The 17,769-nt window shown below is 69.0% G+C and carries 13 protein-coding genes; 11 read left to right on the top strand and 2 right to left on the bottom strand.

The annotated features are described in order from the left end of the window. Positions 1-49: 49 nt before the first annotated feature. On the bottom strand, positions 50-1,738 hold the full coding sequence (locus D577_RS0105375) for a bifunctional diguanylate cyclase/phosphodiesterase (RefSeq protein ID WP_018946524.1): 1,689 nt from the start codon (positions 1,736-1,738) through the stop codon (positions 50-52). A gap of 123 nt (positions 1,739-1,861) precedes the next feature. Here D577_RS0105375 and D577_RS0105370 point away from each other — a divergent pair, with 123 nt between their 5' ends. The 11 genes from D577_RS0105370 (at position 1,862) to D577_RS0105320 (ending at position 16,325) form a co-directional block, all read left to right on the top strand. Beyond that, a complete protein-coding gene (locus D577_RS0105370) occupies positions 1,862-2,770 on the top strand; it encodes a LysR family transcriptional regulator (protein WP_018946523.1) in 909 nt (302 codons plus the stop codon). Between the two features lie 12 nt (positions 2,771-2,782). Further along, positions 2,783-3,529: a type 1 glutamine amidotransferase gene (locus D577_RS0105365; protein ID WP_018870130.1), complete on the top strand. Its 747-nt coding sequence runs from the start codon at positions 2,783-2,785 to the stop codon at positions 3,527-3,529. Further along, positions 3,526-4,038, top strand: coding sequence for a hypothetical protein (locus D577_RS0105360; protein WP_018946522.1), 513 nt, complete (start codon positions 3,526-3,528; stop codon positions 4,036-4,038). The genes D577_RS0105365 and D577_RS0105360 overlap by 4 nt, the downstream gene beginning before the upstream one ends. Continuing rightward, positions 4,035-5,168 carry an AI-2E family transporter gene (locus D577_RS0105355; RefSeq protein ID WP_018946521.1) on the top strand — a complete coding sequence of 378 codons (1,134 nt, stop codon included), beginning with the start codon at positions 4,035-4,037 and terminating at the stop codon, positions 5,166-5,168. Before D577_RS0105360 ends, D577_RS0105355 begins: the two co-directional genes overlap by 4 nt. A 46-nt stretch (positions 5,169-5,214) precedes the next feature. Further along, positions 5,215-6,678, top strand: a complete 1,464-nt coding sequence (gene rng / locus D577_RS0105350) for a ribonuclease G (protein WP_026288923.1) — start codon at positions 5,215-5,217, stop codon at positions 6,676-6,678. Between the two features lie 15 nt (positions 6,679-6,693). After that, positions 6,694-10,605, top strand: coding sequence for a YhdP family protein (locus tag D577_RS0105345; RefSeq protein WP_208854539.1), 3,912 nt, complete (start codon positions 6,694-6,696; stop codon positions 10,603-10,605). Positions 10,606-10,633: 28 nt separating this feature from the next. Then, a complete protein-coding gene (locus tag D577_RS0105340; protein WP_018946518.1) occupies positions 10,634-11,464 on the top strand; it encodes a carbon-nitrogen hydrolase family protein in 831 nt (276 codons plus the stop codon). A 110-nt stretch (positions 11,465-11,574) separates the two neighbouring features. After that, positions 11,575-13,014: a metalloprotease TldD gene (gene tldD, locus D577_RS0105335; protein ID WP_018946517.1), complete on the top strand. Its 1,440-nt coding sequence runs from the start codon at positions 11,575-11,577 to the stop codon at positions 13,012-13,014. A gap of 59 nt (positions 13,015-13,073) precedes the next feature. Continuing rightward, complete coding sequence (locus D577_RS0105330) at positions 13,074-13,334, top strand: hypothetical protein (protein ID WP_018946516.1); 261 nt, start codon at positions 13,074-13,076, stop codon at positions 13,332-13,334. A 98-nt stretch (positions 13,335-13,432) separates the two neighbouring features. Then, on the top strand, positions 13,433-14,806 hold the full coding sequence (gene pmbA / locus D577_RS0105325; protein ID WP_018946515.1) for a metalloprotease PmbA: 1,374 nt from the start codon (positions 13,433-13,435) through the stop codon (positions 14,804-14,806). Positions 14,807-15,026: 220 nt separating this feature from the next. After that, the gene (locus D577_RS0105320; RefSeq protein WP_371180225.1) at positions 15,027-16,325 is read left to right on the top strand and encodes a hypothetical protein; all 1,299 of its coding nucleotides are present in this window, start codon (positions 15,027-15,029) and stop codon (positions 16,323-16,325) included. A 36-nt stretch (positions 16,326-16,361) separates the two neighbouring features. Here the strand turns inward: D577_RS0105320 and D577_RS0105315 are convergent, their stop codons facing one another. Beyond that, complete coding sequence (locus tag D577_RS0105315; protein WP_018946513.1) at positions 16,362-17,768, bottom strand: NAD(P)/FAD-dependent oxidoreductase; 1,407 nt, start codon at positions 17,766-17,768, stop codon at positions 16,362-16,364. Position 17,769: the final 1 nt, after the last annotated feature.

The following is a 17,769-nucleotide window of genomic DNA, read 5'->3' as shown; positions in this document are numbered from 1 at the left end:
ACATTCGCACTGGTGCCCCGGGTTTTCCGGGAGACCCGTCCCCGGCTCCTCAGGTGGCCGGCGCCGGCACTGGCGGCGAATTCGCGTGTGTCCAGCGGATCACGTCGTCCAGCGGCATTGGCCGGGCGATGCCGTACCCCTGAACCGCATCGCAGCCCAGTTGCTCCAGCTCCAGCAGGGTCCGGTCGTCTTCGACGCCCTCGGCCACGACCCGCAGGCCCAGGTCATGGCCCAGACCGATGGCGGCGCGGGTGATCTGTGCGTCGACCGTACGCCGGGTCATGTCGCGCACGAACGCCTGGTCGAGCTTGAGTGCGTGCACCGGGAGTCGGCGCAGGTAGGATAGCGACGCCTGGCCGGTGCCAAAGTCGTCGATCGCCACGTCGACTCCGGCGTTCTGCAGGCGGCCGAGGGCGGCGATGACCTCCTCGGGGTTGGCCATGACCGCGGTCTCGGTGAATTCCAGCTCCAGGTCGCGGGGTGACAGCCCGGCCCCCCGGATGATCGCGAGCACGTGCTCGGCGAACTCGGGATCGAGAAAATTCCGGGCGGACACGTTTACGCTCACCGGTACGTCGATCCCGGATTCGCGCAGGCGCAGTGTGTCGGCGGCCGCGCGTTCCAGCAGTTCGCGGGTCAGCGGGTGGATCAGGCCGGTGTGTTCGGCCTGCGGCATGAACTCGTCGGGCGGGATGTTGCCGAGCCGCGGGTGCTCCCAGCGGAGCAGGCCTTCCAGCCCGAGGAGGCGACCGTCGTCCGGGCGAGTCTTGGGCTGATACCACAGGTGCAGCTGGTCGCGGCCGAGTGCCTCCTGCAGTTCGCCGAGACGCTCGACCGTGCGCCGCGAGCGCTCTTCCTGCTCGGCGTTCCAGACACGGCAGGGAAGCCCGCTGGTGCGCGCTTCGTGCATGGCCATCCAGGCGCGGGTCAGCAAACCGGCGGGATCGTCGCGAGGCCCGGTCGGAAAGGCCGCGACCCCGGCGTGTGCCCCCAGATAAACCGGGATGCCGCGAACCAGAAACGGGGCCTCCAGCCGCTCCACGGCCAGACGGGTGATCTCGCTGCAGGGTGCCTCGCCGTTGGCCGGAACGATCAGGGCGAAATGGTCGTCGTGGACATGGTAGAGGCGACTGCCGGTTGCCTCGGCCATGGTCTGCAGGCGCTGGCTGATGGCCTGCACCAGGCGGCGTTCGGCTTCCAGCCCCAGGGCGCTGACGGCATCCGCATAGTTGTCCATTCGCAGGCTCGCGAGCCATGCCGGGCGGGGGATGTTCGGCTCCGCCAGGTCGCGCTCCAGCGCCTGGCGGTTTGGCAGGCCGGTCAGCGGGTTGGCAAGCGCCTGGTCCACCAGACGCCGCGCGTGCCCGTGGAGCTGGGCGAACATCCAGCCGGTGACCCCGCCGAGGAAGACATAGAGTCCCGCACGGGTGGTCCAGTTGAGCAGCGGTTGCATCTGCCCGGTGGTGGTGTCCAGGGGCATGAACGGGCCCAGGACCAGTCCGGCGAGCAGGCCCAGCGCGGCGCCTCCGCGCGGGCCGAAGATCGCGGCCCCGGCCAGGATCGGGATCAGGATGAAATTCAGGTAGGCGGTGGCGGTGCCGCCGGTGCGCAGGACCAGAGCGACCACGGCACCCATCTGGATGAGGATGAGTACCAGGGCGGCCAGCCGTCGGCCACCGGAAATCTCCAGCCAGGGTTCGGGCCGCCAGCGGGAGTCGAGCAGCTGTTGTATGTCCATGATGTCCCTTTCTGGAGTATTGCTGCAGCGGATGCAAGCGGGATCCCTGCGCCGGCATGTGCCGCGCGGGCAGTGGCACTGGTAGCATGCCGGTTTCCGGCGCGACAGGGGTGAACGGGGCCGATGGCCGATCGACGCTTGCAGGTGTTTCTGACGGTGGCGCGGCAGCTGTCCTTTACCCGCGCCGCGGAGATCCTCCACATGACGCAGCCGGCGGTCACCTTTCAGGTCCGCCAGCTGGAAGAGCAGCTGGACGCGCGGCTGTTCGACCGCAACCACAACCGGGTGGCCCTGACCGAAGCCGGGGAACTGGTGCGGCGTTACGCCGAGCGGATCTTCGATACCTACGGCGAGATGGAGGCCGCCCTGCGCGAGCTGAAGGGGGCCGCCGGGGCCCTGGTGATCGGCGCCAGCACCACGGTGGCCGAATACATGCTGCCGTCGCTGCTGGGGGCGTTTCGCCGTGCGCATCCGGAGATCGGCATCCGCCTGCGGGTGGGCAACACCGGGATGGTGGTGGGCATGGTCGAGGAAGGCAGCGTGGACCTGGGCATCGTTGAGGCGCCGGTGACCCATCGCAGTCTGGAGGTGCAGGCCTGTTTCAGTGACCGTCTGCAGCTGATCGTACCGCCCGACCATCCGCTCGCCGGACACGACAGTGTCGGGGTGGAGGCCTTCATCGACGCCCCATTCATATGCCGTGAGGAGGGTTCCGGGACCCGCGAGGTCATCATGGAGTACCTTGGGCAGGCCGGGTACGACCGCAACGCCCTGCGCGGCTGCATGGAACTGGGCAGCCCCGAGGCCATCAAGGGGGCCGTGGCCGCCGGTATGGGGGTCTCGGTGCTGTCCGAGGCCGTGGTGGCCAAGGAACTGGCCCTGGGCGAACTGGCGGCGATCCCGCTCGATCCCGCGCTGGAACGGCCCATCTCGCTGGTCCATGCGCGACAGAAATTCCGGGTGCCGACGCTGGAGGTGCTCAAGCAGTTCCTGCAGGACTACTGCCGGCCCGGCCCCGACATGCCCAAATAAGGACAAAGTGCGATGAAGAACTACTGCGTAGTACAGCACACCTATTCCGAGTTCCTGGCCCTGATCGAGGCCCAGCTCGAAAAACGCGACATTGGATTCTCCTACTACCGTCCCTTCGTCGGGCAGGACCTGCCCGGGTCGGCGGCCCAGTTCGACGGCCTGTGGCTGCTGGGCGGGGCCTGGCCCACGGCGGACCGCGAGAACAACCCGCAGGTCCCGGACGAACTGTCCCTGATCGACATCTTCCGCCGCTCGCAGCGCCCGGTGGTCGGGCTGGGCATGGGCGGACTGCTGGTGGCCGAGCAGGCCGGCGGTACGGCCAGCGAGGAGCCGCCCTACGTGGCGCGTTTCACCACCGCCCACAAGACCGCGGCCGGCGAGGGTGACCCGGTGGCCGAGGCGGTGGACGGCCACCGCGTGCTGCAGCTGCACCACGGCTCGGTGGAGCTGCCCGAGGGTCTGGAGCCGATCATGGTGGATGACGATGGCCAGTGGCTGATGGTGCGGCCCGACGAGCTGACCTATGGCATGCTGTTCCGTCCGGAGGCCAAGCCCGGGATGCTCGAGGATATCCTGATGGAGGGCGACCACAATCCGCCGCCGAACATGGGCGAACTGCTCGGCGAGGCGCGCATGGAATGGAACCAGATGCAGCAGGTTACCGACGAACTGCTCGTCGCCCTGGTCAAGCAGCTGTCGCTGATGCAGGAGCGGCGCAAGATGCCCGTGTTCAGCCTGCAGATCGAGGGTGATGGATGATCCCGCCGAAGGGCTCGACGGACGCCGGCCTGCCCGGGGATCTCGGACAGGTCCTGGCCGGAGGCCAGGGCCGGCGCAAGCGTGATGTGACCACCGAGGCCATCGCCGAGGTGGCCGCGCGCCTGTCCGAAGCCGACCGGACGAGCCTGCTGAAATTCGCGCGTTTCCTCGAATCCCAGGGCGATGGCGCGGGCGAGGAGTCCGGTGATATCGCCGCGGGGTCCGAACCCGAGCCGGCCGGCGTGCCGGAACCCGAGCCCATCCCGCGGCCCGAGGGCGAGTCGGTGATCAAGGCGATGCGCCGGCTGACCGCCACCTATTACATGCTGGACCGCGGCAAGCTGCTCAACGAGGCCTCGTCCCTGATGGCCCAGCACGTGATGCAGGGGCGCGAGGCCAGCGAGGTCATCGACGAACTGGAAACGGTATTCTGGTCGCACTATCAGGCCAGGGTGCAGGCCGAGGACCCGCATCGCGACGGCAACGACAAGGACAGCCCGACGTCATGATCGACATGCTCCGCCAGTGGTACCGGCGGCACTTCACGGATCCGCAGGTGGTGATCCTGGCCATGCTGTTGCTGGTCGGGCTGCTGATCATCGTGTTCGCCGGGCGCATCCTGGCGCCGCTGCTGGCGAGCGTGATCATCGCCTATCTCCTGGAAGGGGCAGTGGCCAAGCTGCAGCGCCTGCGGGTGCCGCGCATCCTCGCGGTGATACTGGTGCTGCTGGGAGCACTGCTGGCCACGCTGGCCGCACTGTTCAGCGTGGTGCCGCTGATGTCGCAGCAGGTGACCCAGCTGGTGCGCGAGCTGCCGGGCATGATCTCCGAGGGGCAGAAACTGCTGCTGCAGCTGCCGGAGCGCTACCCCCAGCTGATCACCGACGAGCAGGTGTTCGAGCTGATGGGCGCGATCCGTGCCGAGGCCACCCAGCTGGGGCAGCAGGTGGTGACCTTCTCGCTGGCGTCGGCACGCCATCTGGTGGACGTGGTGATCTACCTGATCGTGGTTCCGCTGATGGTGTTCTTCATGCTCAAGGACCGCGACCAGATCCTCGGCTGGATCCGGGGTTTCCTGCCTCGGGATACCCATCTGGCCAGCGAGGTCTGGGGCGAGGTGAACGTGAAGATCGCCAGCTACGTGCGTGGCAAGTTCATCGAGATCCTGATCGTCTGGGTGGTCAGCTTCACCACGTTCAACTGGTTTCAGCTGGAATACGCGGTGCTGCTGTCGTTCATGGTCGGCATCTCCGTGATCATCCCCTACATCGGTGCCGCGGTCGTGACCATCCCCGTGGCGGCGGTGGCGTATTTCCAGTTCGGCCTCAGTTCCGAGTTCGCCTGGGTGCTGGTGGCCTACGGCGTGATCCAGTTCCTCGACGGCAACGTGCTGGTGCCGCTGCTGTTTTCCGAGGTGGTTAACCTGCATCCGGTGGCGATCATCGCCTCGGTGTTCATCTTCGGCGGGATCTGGGGCCTGTGGGGCGTGTTCTTCGCCATCCCGCTGGCCACTCTGGTGCATGCGGTGATCAAGTCCTGGCCGCGGTCCCTGCCACCCGGATCGCCGCCGGGCGATCCGCCGCCGTCCGACGGGGATGCGGATCCTGCCGCAGCGATCCCCGCGCGCGACTCCGCCTGAGGCGGAGTCGCGTTCCTTTTTCGTACACGCCGACCAAAGATCCCGCATGACCGGAACCGAACTGCTGATGAACGTCACGCCCCAGGAGAGCCGGGTGGCCCTGGTCGAGAACGGCGTGCTGACCGAACTGCACATCGAGCGCGCGCGTCAGCGGGGCATCGTCGGCAACATCTACAAGGGGCGCGTGGTGCGCGTGCTGCCGGGGATGGATGCCGCGTTCGTCGAGATCGGTCGCGACCGCACCGCCTTTCTGCATGCCTCGGACGTGATCTCGCGCAACGAGGACGAGGGGCGGGGAAGCGAAGCGATCCGCGATCTGCTGCACGAAGGGCAGGAGCTGCTGGTGCAGGTGACCAAGGACCCGATGGGTTCCAAGGGCGCGCGCCTGACGACCTACATCACCGTGCCGGCCCGTCACCTGGTGTTGATGCCCAACCAGAACAACGTCGGGGTCAGCACGCGGATCGAGGACGATGCCATGCGTGCCCGCCTGCGCGAACAGGTCGAGGCCCTGCGCGACGAACTGGCCCCGCAGCACGGCTTCATCGTGCGCACCGCGGCGGAGCTGGCGGACCACGAGGCCCTCCGCACCGATACCGCGTTCCTGAAGAAGATCTGGGACAGCCTGCAGGAAGCCGCGCGCAGCGCGCCGGCCGGGACCGAGGTGTACGCCGACCTGCCGCTGGTTCAGCGCATCCTGCGCGACATGGTCGGGGTGGATCTGGAACGGGTCCGCATCGACTCGCGCGAGACCTACCAGAAGATCGTCGATTTCTCCCGGCGCTATCTGCCGGAGCTGACCGAACGCATCGAGCACTACCCCGGCGAGCGGCCGATCTTCGATCTGTTCAACATCGACGAGGAGATCCAGCGCGCGCTGGAGCGCAAGGTCGAGCTGAAATCCGGCGGCTACCTGATCTTCGACCAGACCGAGGCGATGACCACGGTGGACATCAACACCGGCGGCTTCGTCGGCCACCGCAAGCTCGAGGAGACCATCTTCAAGACCAACCTCGAGGCGGCCCAGGCCATCGGTCGCCAGCTGCGCCTGCGCAATCTCGGCGGGATCATCATCATCGATTTCATCGACATGCAGGATGACGAGCACAAGCGCCAGGTGATCCGCGCGCTGGAGAAGGCGCTGGAGCGCGACCACGTGAAGACCCAGATCTGCGACGTGTCGCCGCTGGGGCTGGTGGAGATGACCCGCAAGCGTACCCGCGACAGCCTTGAACACCAGTTGTGTGAGCCCTGTCCCACCTGTGGTGGCCGGGGCTATCTCAAGACGGCCGAAACCGTGTGTTACGAACTGTTTCGCGAGATCCTGCGGGAGGTGCGCCAGTACGATGCCCGCGAGCTGCGGGTGCTGGCCTCGCAGAGCGTGATCGACCTGCTGCTGGACGAGGAGTCGGCGAGCCTGGCGGAGCTGCAGAGCTTCGTTGGCATCCCCATCCGTTTCCAGGTCGAAACCCTCTATACCCAGGAGCAGTTCGACGTGGTGTTTGTCTGAGGGAGGTCGTCCAGCGTGAATGCAGCGGAGCGAACCGGGTACGCCTGGAACAGGCTGCGCACGATCGCTCGGGTGCTGCTGCCTGCGCTGCTGGTCGTGGTCCTGCTGCTGATGCTCGTGCTGCTGGGCCTGCGGCTGTTCCTGCCGCACTGGGACGGGTTGCACGAACGCCTGGAAACGGCCGCTTCCGAAACCTCCGGCATGCAGGTGCGGGCCGAGTCGGTGGAGCTGGGCTGGCGCGGCTGGACCCCCGAGCTGGTGGTGCGCGGGGTGCACATGGTCGAGGGCGAGGCCGAGCCCCTGGAGGTCGAACGGGTCGGGGCCACCCTGGACCCGGTGGCGTCGTTGCGCGCGTGGGCGCCCCGCCTGCGGCTGCAGGTCATCGGCATGGAGGCCCGTCTGGTCCGCCAGGCGGACGGGCGGGTCACCTTTCATGGCCACACCATGGGCACCGGCGAGGGCGCGGTGCTGGAACATGCGCTGGAGGCCTGGCCGGAGTTCGATGGCGAGGCGATCTCGCTGGTGTGGGACGATCGTGTTGCCGGTATTACGTCGGCCGCCCGGCTGGAGCATCTGAGCTTTCGCAGCGGCGCGGCTGGCGACGGCCTGCTGCGGCTGGCGGGCGCCCTGGACCCGGAGGCCGCCGGAAGCTTCGAACTGGGCGTGCGGATCCCGGCGTCCGCCGCTCGCGATGCCCGGTTCTTCCTCGAGGGCCAGAGCCTGGAGATCGCTCACTGGGCACCCTGGCTGGCGTATCTCGGCCTGCCGGCAATCGACGGTACCAGCGGGGCGCGGATCTGGGGTGACCTGGAAGACGGTCGCCTCACCCGCCTGCGCGGGTTCCATACCACCCGGCTGAACGGCGACGAGGACGCGCGCGAGCGCGAACTCGGACACCGCTTCGACTGGCATGTGGACGATGCCTGGCACCGCTCCGCCTGGACCGGCACGCGGCCCGGTTCCGGTGACCTGCGCATGCGCTATCGCCTGGAGACGGGGGCGCACGGCGCCGTGGTGGACCGGCTGGAGCTGGCCGCGCGCGGGCTGGATGCCGACGTCTATGCCCCGTTCAAGCCTTTGCTGGATCATGCGGCGCCCGCCCTGGCGGACCCTGTGGCGCGCCTGCGTCCGCGCGGCCGCCTGGCGGAGGGCAGGCTGGTGGCGCGGCGCGACGACGACCGTCTGCGCATCCGCGAGGCGGAGCTCGATCTGCGCTCGTTCAGTCTGCGCACGGATGGCGACTGGCCGGGGGTGCGTGGCCTGGATCTGCGTGCATGGTGGGACGCGGAGACGGACGAGGCCGGCGCCACGTTCGATGGCGAACACCTGCGTGCGGAGTTCCCGCGCGTGCTGGGTGACGAGATCCTGTGGCTGGACCGCCTGCGCGGCGAGCTGCATGCACGGCGGCATGCGCCGGGCGACTGGACCGTGACCGGCGAGGGGCTGGAGGTCCGGGCCGAGCAGGGGGCGGCTTCGCTGCGCGGAGAACTGCGCCTGGATGGTCACGAGCAGGGGCCACTGCTGGCCATGGCGATGGACATTCACCATGCCGACGGGGCCTATGCCGCTCGCTATCTCCCCGAACGCTATCTCCCGGCGACCACCTATCAATGGCTGGCGCGCAGCATCGTCGACGGTCGGGGGACCGGCGGGGGCATGGCCTACCGGGGGCGCCCGCTCGAATTCCCGTTTGCGGACCACCAGGGGGTGTTCGATCTGTGGGCCGACATCGAGGACGGAGTGCTGGACTATCAGGAGGACTGGCCGCCGGCGGAGGAACTGGCGGGGCGTCTGTGGTTTCGCAACGAGGCCTTCCGCACCGAGGGTGCGCGGGGCCGTATCCTCGACACCCGCATCACGCGCGGCGATGTCACCGTGACTGACATGACCGGCGAGCCCGATCTCGAACTGGATGCGTCGGCCTACAGCAATGCGGCCGATCTGCTCGCATACCTGCGCCGGGCCGGGCTGGGCGACGAGCTGGCGGAGCTGCGCGACGGGGCCGAGGCCGCCGGCCCGGCGGGCCTGGACCTGCAGCTCCTGGTGCCGCTGGACAGCGATCGCATGGATGACCTGCGGGTGGCCGGGCGGCTGCGGCCGCAGGGGCTGGACCTGAACGTGCCGCAATGGCCGGTCGCACTGGACGGACTGCGCGGCGAGATCCGTTTCGATACCGCGGACCGGGTGCATGCCGAGGGTCTGGAGGCAGGGGTGCATGGCGAACGGGTGGCCCTCGACATCGACTGGCCGCTGGACGGCGAACGCGCCCGGCTGGGGCTGCGTGGTCCGCAGCCGATCGAGCCCTGGCTGGAGGGGATTCCGGAACTGGCGGCCCATGCCAGTGGCCGCGCCCACTGGGACGCGGAACTGAGCCTGGGGGGCGGGATGGACGGGATGCGCCTGGATCTGCGTTCGGATCTGGAGGGGGCCTCCATCGACTGGCCCGCACCCGTGGGCAAGACCGAGGAGCAGCGACGCGAGCTGGAGCTGTCGTTGCCGCTGGGCAACCAGCGCCCGGCCGTGGGAGATCTGGTGCTGGGGGATGCCCTGCGGGCACGCGTGCGGGTCCTGGCGGAGACCGGGGTCGGGGAGCCGCCGGCGCTGCAGGCGCTGGCCCTGGGGCTGGGGCGGGCGACGGCGGATCCCCCCGGGCTGCCCTCGCAGGGTGCCGTAGTGGAGGGGCATTTCGGCGAGCTGGATGCCCGCGCCTGGGTCGATGCCCTGCAGGGCGCCCCGTGGGCGGGGAACGTGCAGGTTGCCGGTCCCGGTCCCGATGCCGCGGAGGAAGCCGTCACCGGGGTACCGCTGAATCGCCTGATCCTGCGCGTGGACCACGCCCTGCACTGGGATGGCCTCAGCGTTCCGGAAACCCGGATCCGGGCGGTGCGGGACCTCGGGGGCTGGCAGGTGGAAAGCCGTTCGGACTGGCTCGCGGGAACCGTGGGGTGGCGCTACGGTATGGGCGACCGGCGGGACCATCTGCAGCTGGGGCTGGAACGGGTGGATCTGCCGGAGCTGGAATTCGCCGGACCCGACGGGGATCCGTCCCTCGAGGAGCCGGCGGTCGTCGAGGGTCTGACCGATCCCCGCAACTGGCCCTCGGTGCGGCTTGCCCTCGACAGCCTGCGCCTGGGGGATTACCGTTTCGCCGACATCCGCGGGGATCTGGTCCCCCACTCCGATGGTCTGGCCCTGCAGGATCTGGTGCTCCGCAGCCCGGATCCGGGTGTTCGGGCATCCGGAAGCGGGGGCTGGCGCGTGGATGCCGAGGGTCGCGGGCAGAGTCGGCTGCAGTTCGAGCTGGAGGGTGGCGACTGGGGGCAGGGGCTGGAGTCCACGGGCCTGAGTCGGGCCCTGCGGGGCGGTGCCGGGAACGGCGTGGTGCAACTGGAATGGCCGGGGCCCCTGTTCCGGCCGTCGCTGCGGCGCCTCACCGGCGAGATGGCGCTGGCCATGAGCGATGGCGAGCTGGCCGATGTCGAGCCCGGCGCCGGACGGCTGCTGGGCCTGGTGAGCCTCGACCTCCTGCCGCAGCGGCTGCGTCTGGATTTTCGCGACCTGTTTGTCGAGGGGCTGGCCTTCAGCGAACTCGAAGGCACTGCCCGACTCCGTGATGGCGTGCTGCACGTGCCGGAGCTCCGCCTGGAAGCCGGCTCGGCCGCCATCCGGGTGCGGGGAGATACGGATCTCGTGGCGCGCGAATACGACCAGGGAATCGTGGTCGTGCCGCGCCTGCGTACGGCGTTGCCGATCGCGGGGGCGCTGCTGGGCGGCCCGGTGACGGGGGCGGCGGTACTGCTGCTCGAACGCGTGCTGGGGATCGGCGATCAAATGGAAGAGGCGGCCCGGGTGGAGTATCGCGTGACCGGGCCGTGGGAACGGCCGCGGGTGGAAGCCCGAGTGGAAGCCGCGGAGAACGAACAATAATGAATTCGAACAATCACGAGGAACGCGCATGACACCGGTCGCCGCCATCCAGATGGCATCCGGGACCCAGCCCCGGGCCAACCTGGCCGATGCCCGCCGGCGCATGGTCGAGGCGGCGGAGCAGGGAGCCCGGGTACTGGTGCTGCCGGAGAACTTTGCCTTCATGGGGATGCAGGAAACCGATGTCCTCGACATCGCCGAGGCCCCCGATGGTCAGGGCCCGCTGCAGCGTTTCCTGGCCGAACAGGCGCGCACTCTGGGGGTGTGGATCGTGGGTGGGACGGTGCCGCTGCAGGCCCCCGACGGTGAACGCGTGCGTTCGGCCTGCCTGGTGTATGACGACCGCGGCGAGCTCGCGGCCCGTTACGACAAGATCCACCTGTTCGACGTGCACCTGCCTGACAACAACGAGGCCTATACCGAGTCGCGGGTGTACCAGCCCGGCGACGAGGTGGTGACCGTGGACACCCCGGCGGGGCGTCTGGGGCTGGCGATCTGCTACGACCTGCGTTTCCCCGAGCTGTTCCGCGCGCTGCTGGACCAGGGCGCGGAATGGCTCGCTCTGCCATCGGCGTTTACGGCGCAGACCGGGCAGGCCCACTGGGAGGTGCTGCTGCGGGCGCGTGCGGTGGAAAACCAGATGTACGTGGTGGCCGCGGCTCAGGGCGGTTTTCACGTGAACGGTCGCGAGACCTGGGGCCACAGTGCGGTGATCGACCCCTGGGGTCGCGTACTGGGGGAGCTGGGGCGCAACCCCGGGGTCCTGCTGGGGGAGATCGACGGCCGCGAGGTGGAACGCATGCGGACCGTGTTCCCCACTGTCTCGCATCGGCGTCTGGGTTGTGCCATTCCGGAGTGAGCCTCCCGGAGCGCGTGGGGGTTGCGAGAGCCCCCGCCGCTCGCGGGCTTGAAAGCGCTTCCCGGGCCCCAAGCCTCATACTGACGAAAACGAGCCAACCCGAGGGATGCATGATCGACAACCTGGCCCGACAGACCCTGCTGGATCCCGCCGGTCTCGGCGAATCCGAACTCTCCCGCCTGGTCGGAACGACTTTCGGCCAGGGGATCGACGGCGGTGACTGCTATTTCCAGTTCGCCTGCCAGGAGGGCTGGTCGCTGGAGGACGGGATCGTCAAATCCGCGAACTTCAACATCGAGCGCGGCGCCGGCATCCGCGTAGTGCGCGGCGAACAGACCGGGTTCGCGTATTCCGACGATCTCGCGATGCCCGCCCTGCTGGAGGCGGCGGGCACCGCGCGCAGCATCGCCCGCGCGGGCCAGAGCGGCGGCGTGGCGGTGCAGGGGCGCACGCCCTCGCGCGAGCTTTACGTGCCCGACAACCCCATCGACTCCCTCGGCGAGCAGGAGAAGATCGACCTGCTCAAGGAGGTTGACGCCGAGGCCCGCGCCGCCGATCCGCGCGTGACCCAGGTGATGTGCTCGCTGGCCGGCTCGCGCGAGGTGGTGATGGTGCTCAACGCGCGCGGCGAACTCACCACCGACGTGCGTCCGCTGGTGCGGCTCAACGTGCAGGTGATCGTCGAGCAGGGCGGGCGTCGCGAATCCGGCAGCTCCGGCGGCGGCGGCCGCTTCGGCTATCGCCATTTCCTCGAGAACGGGCAGGCCGCCGCCTACGCGCGCGAGGCGGTGCGTCAGGCGCTGGTCAACCTCGAGGCGGTGGACGCCCCCGCCGGCAGCATGAAAGTGGTGCTGGGTCCGGGCTGGCCCGGCGTCCTGCTGCACGAAGCGATCGGCCACGGCCTCGAGGGCGACTTCAACCGCAAGGGTACCTCCGCCTTCGCCGGACGCATCGGCGAACGGGTCGCGGCCGAGGGCATCACCATCGTCGATGACGGCACGCTGGCCGGGCGCCGCGGCTCGCTCAACGTGGATGACGAGGGCAATCCGACCGAGGAAACCGTGCTGATCGAGGACGGCATCCTGCGCGGCTACATGCAGGACGAGCTCAACGCGCGCCTGAGCGGCACGCAGACCACCGGCAACGGTCGGCGCGAGTCCTACGCCCACCTGCCCATGCCGCGCATGACCAACACCTACATGCTGGGGGGCAACGCCGATCCCGAAGAGATCATCGGTTCGGTGGAAGACGGCCTGTATGCGGTCAATTTCGGCGGCGGTCAGGTGGACATCACCTCCGGGAAGTTTGTGTTTTCGGCCTCGGAGGCCTATCTCATAGAGAACGGAAAGGTGACGCGGCCGGTGAAGGGTGCGACCCTGATCGGTAACGGTCCGGATGTCCTGACCCGCGTATCGATGGTCGGCAACGACATGCAGCTCGACCCCGGCGTGGGTACCTGCGGCAAGGAGGGGCAGGGCGTGCCGGTTGGCGTGGGCCAGCCCACGCTGCGCATCGACGGCATGACGGTGGGCGGTACCCAGGCGGCATGACCCGGCATCGTCCGGGGCGTCACCGGACCGGATCTGGTCAGCAAGAAAAGGAGAGCCGCATGAATACCGATTTTCTGGAACAGGAACGCTCCCTCCCCGAAGGGCACGGCCACGACAAGGTCGTTCAGTGGCACGTGTTCCGGGCCCGCGACAAGGCCGAGGAATTCGCCCGTCACGTCAATCTGGGCGAGGGCCAGGACCTGATCGGTGGCTGGACCCGTGACAGCGTCGGCATGCTCTACTGGGTCGGCGTGCACGTGGATGACCTCGAGCGCTGGGGTAACGTCGGCGCGGTCCACAAGCACGGCACCCGCGTCTAGCCCGACTTCCGCACGGGGTCCGGGTCCGCCCCCGGCAGGGGCGGGCGCGGACCCCGTGGTTTTTCTCTCCCCCAAATCGAAAACGGACCGGAATCCGCATGAGTCAACGTCCCGCAGTCGAGACCCCGGAAGCCGCCGCCCAGGCGCTCTCGCACAGCCCCGAATCCCTGCGCGCCCGCGTGCAGCAGGCGCTGGAAGAGGCAAAGAAGCAGGGGGCCACCGATGCCCAGGTGGTCGTCAGCCACAGCGTGGGTCTGGACCTGGGGGTGCGCAAGGGCGAGATCGAGACCCTGGAGCACGAACGCGACCAGAACCTGTCGCTGATCGCGCACTTTGGCCAGTCCAAAGGCGCGGCATCGACCACCGATTTCAGCGAGCAGGCCCTGCTGGATACCGTCGCGGCGGCCTGCCGCATCGCGCGCTACACCGAGCCGGATCCGTATGCCGGCATGCCGTCGATCGCCTTCAAGGCGGTGGACTGGGAAGATCTGGACCTGGATCACCCCTGGGAGCTGTCCATCGCGCAGGCCACCGAGCTGGCGCAGCGCACCGAACAGGCCGGGTTCGACACCGAGTCGCGCATCGAGAACTCCGAAGGCGCCTCGGTGAATACCCGCCGCGCGATGGCCTTCCTCGGCGACACCCAGGGCTTCATGGGCGGCTATCGCAGCACCCGCCATTCGCTTTCCTGTGCCCTGGTGGCACGTGGCGATGACGGCATGCAGCGCGACTACGCCTACAGCGTCAGCCGCCGCGCCGCCGATCTGGGTATCCCCGAGGACATCGGGCGCGAGGCGGCGGAGCGCACCGTGCGCCGGCTGGGCGGAGAAAAGCTCTCCACCCGCAGCTGCCCGGTGCTGTTCGCCCCGGAGATGGCGCGCACCCTGATCGGCAGTTTCACCCGCGCGATCTCCGGCCCGGCCCAGTTCCGGGAGAGCTCGTTCCTGCTGAATGCCCTGGACGAACGCATCTTCCCCGAATGGATGCGTATCGAGGAGCGCCCGCTGACCCCGCGCGGGCTCGGCAGCGCACCGTTCGACGGCGAGGGCGTGCAGACCCGCAACCGGCCGCTGGTGGAACAGGGCGTGCTGCGCAGCTACACCCTCGACAGCTACGCCGCCCGGCGTCTCGGCCGCGAGACTACCGGCAATGCCGGCGGGGCGCGCAACGTGACGGTGCGTCCGGGGACGCTGGACGCCCCGGGCATGCTGCGCGAGATGGGCACCGGACTGCTGGTGACCGAGCTGATCGGTCAGGGCGTGAATCCGGTGACCGGCGACTACTCGCGCGGCGCGGCCGGGTTCTGGGTGGAAAACGGCGAGATCGTCCATCCGGTGGAGGAGATCACCATCGCCGGCAACCTCAGGGACATGTTCCGCGCCATCGTCGCCACCGGCTCGGACGTCGACTACCGCGGGAACATCCGCACCGGCTCCATCCTGATCGAGTCGATGACCGTCGCCGGGGAATAGGCCTCGTTCACCGGGACCCTCCCGGAGGGCCGTGCTGGCCCCTGCAATCATGCGGGGTGCGCCGTTGCCAGTTGGGCCAATATGGCCGGGTACTGGCGTGAGGGAGTGGACGAAGATGAGGGATTCGGAACAGCGCCCCGTCCGGGGGCGCCGGTGCCTGCGCCGACGCCTGGCGTCGGGTGCACTGACTACCGGCCTGTGCCTGACGGCGGCGGGCGTGATGGCCGGACCGCCGCAGGACATGAGCGAGGCCGCCGACGATTTTGTGGAGACGGAGGGCTACCAGCGCTTCGCGAGCGAGGAGGTCCCGGAGTTGCTGCGCGAGCGCCTGCCGCCCGAGCAACGCGAATCGGTGCGGCCGTTAGAACGGGCCGGGCCGTGGACCGTGCCCGTCCTGCTGCTGGAGGGCCACGAGGGGCCGGCGGAACCCGCGCGCTACCGGATGCAGGCGGGCTTCGAGTGGATGGAGGGTAGTCCGCCCGGGCGGATGCGGGATCTGCATTTCGTGCAGATCGACCGTTTTGAACCTTCGGACGAGGACGCCGGCGACGGTAACGACGGCGGGGCGTGGGACGGGGTCTCCTGGCGCATGGTGATGAGCCCGATCCAGGGGTTCCCGGGGCACGTGGTCGCGGCCTCGCGCCGGAGCCTGGACGCATCGGCCATCGAACAGGCCCGCTGCCTTGAACAGGCCTGCACCGATCCCGAACCGCTGGGTGACCGGGTCACGCAGTGGCGTGACAACGGCGAGGGGCTGTGGGATTTCGTCCCGCCATCGCTGTCGTCATCGCCGGAAGGCGCTCCGGCCCCGGCATTCCTGCTGGGGTCCCTGCTGGATACCCGGCCGGGACAGCTGGAGGCCCGCGAGAGCGTCGGCTTCGCCGAACCCTTCGCCGAAGCGGTGGTGGAGGTCGGGCTGGAGGAGCCGGGCAGCGTGGATATCCTGCTGCGCGACGGCGACCTGATGGACCACGAGCTGGAGGCGATCTGGCAGCGCCTGAGCGTCGGGCCGGACGCGCAGATCCGCACCGCGTGGGCGGTGGATCGGCGTCCGCCCCCGCCCTGGCTGGAGGAAGGTGACGCTCCGGATGCGGCCCCGGATGCCGCTCCGGACGACCCGGACGACGCCGGGAAGGACGCCCGGGATGCCGAGTACGGCAAGGGCGGTCAGCCCGCCGGTGCACTGCAGGGTTCGTGGCGTGCGGCGCTGGTCGAGGGTGACGTGCCGCTGGCGTATTTCAGCCTGTTCCACGGCCGCGGAGAGACCCGCGCGCAGGGCGATTTCCTGATGGGCAATGCCCGCGGGCCCGGGCTGGACGGCGCCAGCGGTGATCTGGATTCGGTGGAGCTTGCCGCAGACGGGGAACGTGTGGAACTGGCGTGGAACCCGACCCCGGACCAGCAGGAGAGTTACCACCTGGAGCTCGAACGCCTGAATGCGGACACCTGGGAGGGCCGCTTCCATGCGGCGCGCTATCCGCACGAACATGCGGTGCGGATGACGCGGCGCGTGGACTGAGACGGCCGGCTGGCGACGGGCGCCGGCCGGGGGGGGTCAGAGGTCGAAGATCTCGGCCTTCAGGCCCCACTTGGAGGCCAGGGTCTCGGTGGCGTTGAGGAATTCCTCGGCGCGGGCCGGGTGGTTCCACTGGCCCTTCGCGATCCAGTTGAGCGCGGTGTCGCGATCGGGGGCCAGCGACAGGATGTGGATCAGCTCGCCGGCGTCACCGCCGATGACCTCGCCGCCCAGCAGGCCGCCGGTGTCCATGTCGCCGATCAGGCGGACGAAGCCCTCGGGCTCGTCCTGCCCCAGGGCGCGTGGCGAGGTCTCGAACGCGGCGAAACCGACCGCGGGTTCCAGTTCCTCGTCCTCGGCATCGTCCTCGTCCATGCCCAGACGCGCCATCTCCACCGCCGAATAGATGGCGATCGGGACGTAGCGCTCGTCCTGCTCGCGGGTGTTGCCGGTCTGGATGTTCTCCACCGCGATGGTGGCATCGGCCAGCGCATGGTTGGCGGTCTGCCATTCGCTGGCGACGTCGCCGATGGCATAGATGTGGTCGACGTCGGTCTGCAGGGTGGCGCGTCGCTGCACGAAACCCCGCGCGTCGGTCTGCACGCCGACGGCCTCCAGGTTCAGGTCCGCGGTATGCGGCGTGCGGCCGGTACCGAGCAGGACCCAGTCGACCTCGTGGCGTCCACCGTCCTGATCGGTGATGACGACGCCGTTATCGGTGGTCTCCACGCTCTCGTAGCCCTTCACCCGGATCGGCTCGACGCCGTTCTCACCCAGCTTGTCCTTCAGCGTCGACAGGGCCTGGGGGCTGAACTTCTGGCCGTTCAGGGGTTTCGAGCGGGTCAGCCAGGTCACTTCCTTGCCAAGCATGGAGAAGATGAAGGCGAATTCGGTGGCCACCACGCCGGAGCCGATGATGGCGACCCGGTGCCCTTGCGGCGGGCGCTCGTCGAACAGCATGTCGGTGGTGATCACCCGCCCGGGGACGGCCTCGAACGGTGCGGGCACGGTAGCCGTGGCGCCAGTGGCGATGATGGTGTGCTTCGCCTCCAGGGTCTCGCTGCCGTCGGCACCGGTGACCTCCAGGGTGCTGGCGTCGCGAAAGCGCGCGGTGCCCTCGCGGTACTGGATCTTCAGGTGCTTCATGTACTCCAGGTAGGAGTCGCGCACCGAGGTCACGACCTCTTTCTGATGGTCCCAGGCCGGGTCCATCTCCGCGCTCAGCGAGCCCCGGATGCCGCGGCCCTCGAAGTGGCGCTGGGCGGCCACGGTGCGCGCGGTGTGGTACCAGTCCTTCTTGGGCACGCAGCCGCGGTTGAGGCAGCAGCCGCCCCAGGTGTCCTTCTCGATGATGACGACGGAGAGTCCGCGCAGGGCACCGAGGACGGCGGCGCGATAACCGCCGGGGCCGCTGCCGATGATGGCCAGGTCGAAGGTTTCGCTCATG

Origin of the sequence: Thioalkalivibrio sp. AKL17 (genome assembly GCF_000377885.1) — a bacterium.
GTDB lineage: Bacteria > Pseudomonadota > Gammaproteobacteria > Ectothiorhodospirales > Ectothiorhodospiraceae > Thioalkalivibrio > Thioalkalivibrio halophilus.
The sequence above is the reverse complement of the archived record's forward strand: the minus strand, read 5'-3'. Positions and strand labels throughout refer to the sequence as shown.

What these genes read in the sequence shown, in the direction of transcription:
- D577_RS0105370 (WP_018946523.1), top strand. Translation starts at nt 1,862, where the DNA reads ATGGCCGATCGACGCTTGCAGGTGTTTCTGACGGTGGCGCGGCAGCTG.
- D577_RS0105355 (WP_018946521.1), top strand. Translation starts at nt 4,035, where the DNA reads ATGATCGACATGCTCCGCCAGTGGTACCGGCGGCACTTCACGGATCCG.
- tldD (WP_018946517.1), top strand. Translation starts at nt 11,575, where the DNA reads ATGATCGACAACCTGGCCCGACAGACCCTGCTGGATCCCGCCGGTCTC.
- pmbA (WP_018946515.1), top strand. Translation starts at nt 13,433, where the DNA reads ATGAGTCAACGTCCCGCAGTCGAGACCCCGGAAGCCGCCGCCCAGGCG.
- rng (WP_026288923.1), top strand. Translation starts at nt 5,215, where the DNA reads ATGACCGGAACCGAACTGCTGATGAACGTCACGCCCCAGGAGAGCCGG.
- D577_RS0105320 (WP_371180225.1), top strand. Translation starts at nt 15,027, where the DNA reads ATGGCCGGACCGCCGCAGGACATGAGCGAGGCCGCCGACGATTTTGTG.
- D577_RS0105340 (WP_018946518.1), top strand. Translation starts at nt 10,634, where the DNA reads ATGACACCGGTCGCCGCCATCCAGATGGCATCCGGGACCCAGCCCCGG.
- D577_RS0105360 (WP_018946522.1), top strand. Translation starts at nt 3,526, where the DNA reads ATGATCCCGCCGAAGGGCTCGACGGACGCCGGCCTGCCCGGGGATCTC.
- D577_RS0105375 (WP_018946524.1), bottom strand. Translation starts at nt 1,738, where the DNA reads ATGGACATACAACAGCTGCTCGACTCCCGCTGGCGGCCCGAACCCTGG.
- D577_RS0105315 (WP_018946513.1), bottom strand. Translation starts at nt 17,768, where the DNA reads ATGAGCGAAACCTTCGACCTGGCCATCATCGGCAGCGGCCCCGGCGGT.
- D577_RS0105330 (WP_018946516.1), top strand. Translation starts at nt 13,074, where the DNA reads ATGAATACCGATTTTCTGGAACAGGAACGCTCCCTCCCCGAAGGGCAC.
- D577_RS0105365 (WP_018870130.1), top strand. Translation starts at nt 2,783, where the DNA reads ATGAAGAACTACTGCGTAGTACAGCACACCTATTCCGAGTTCCTGGCC.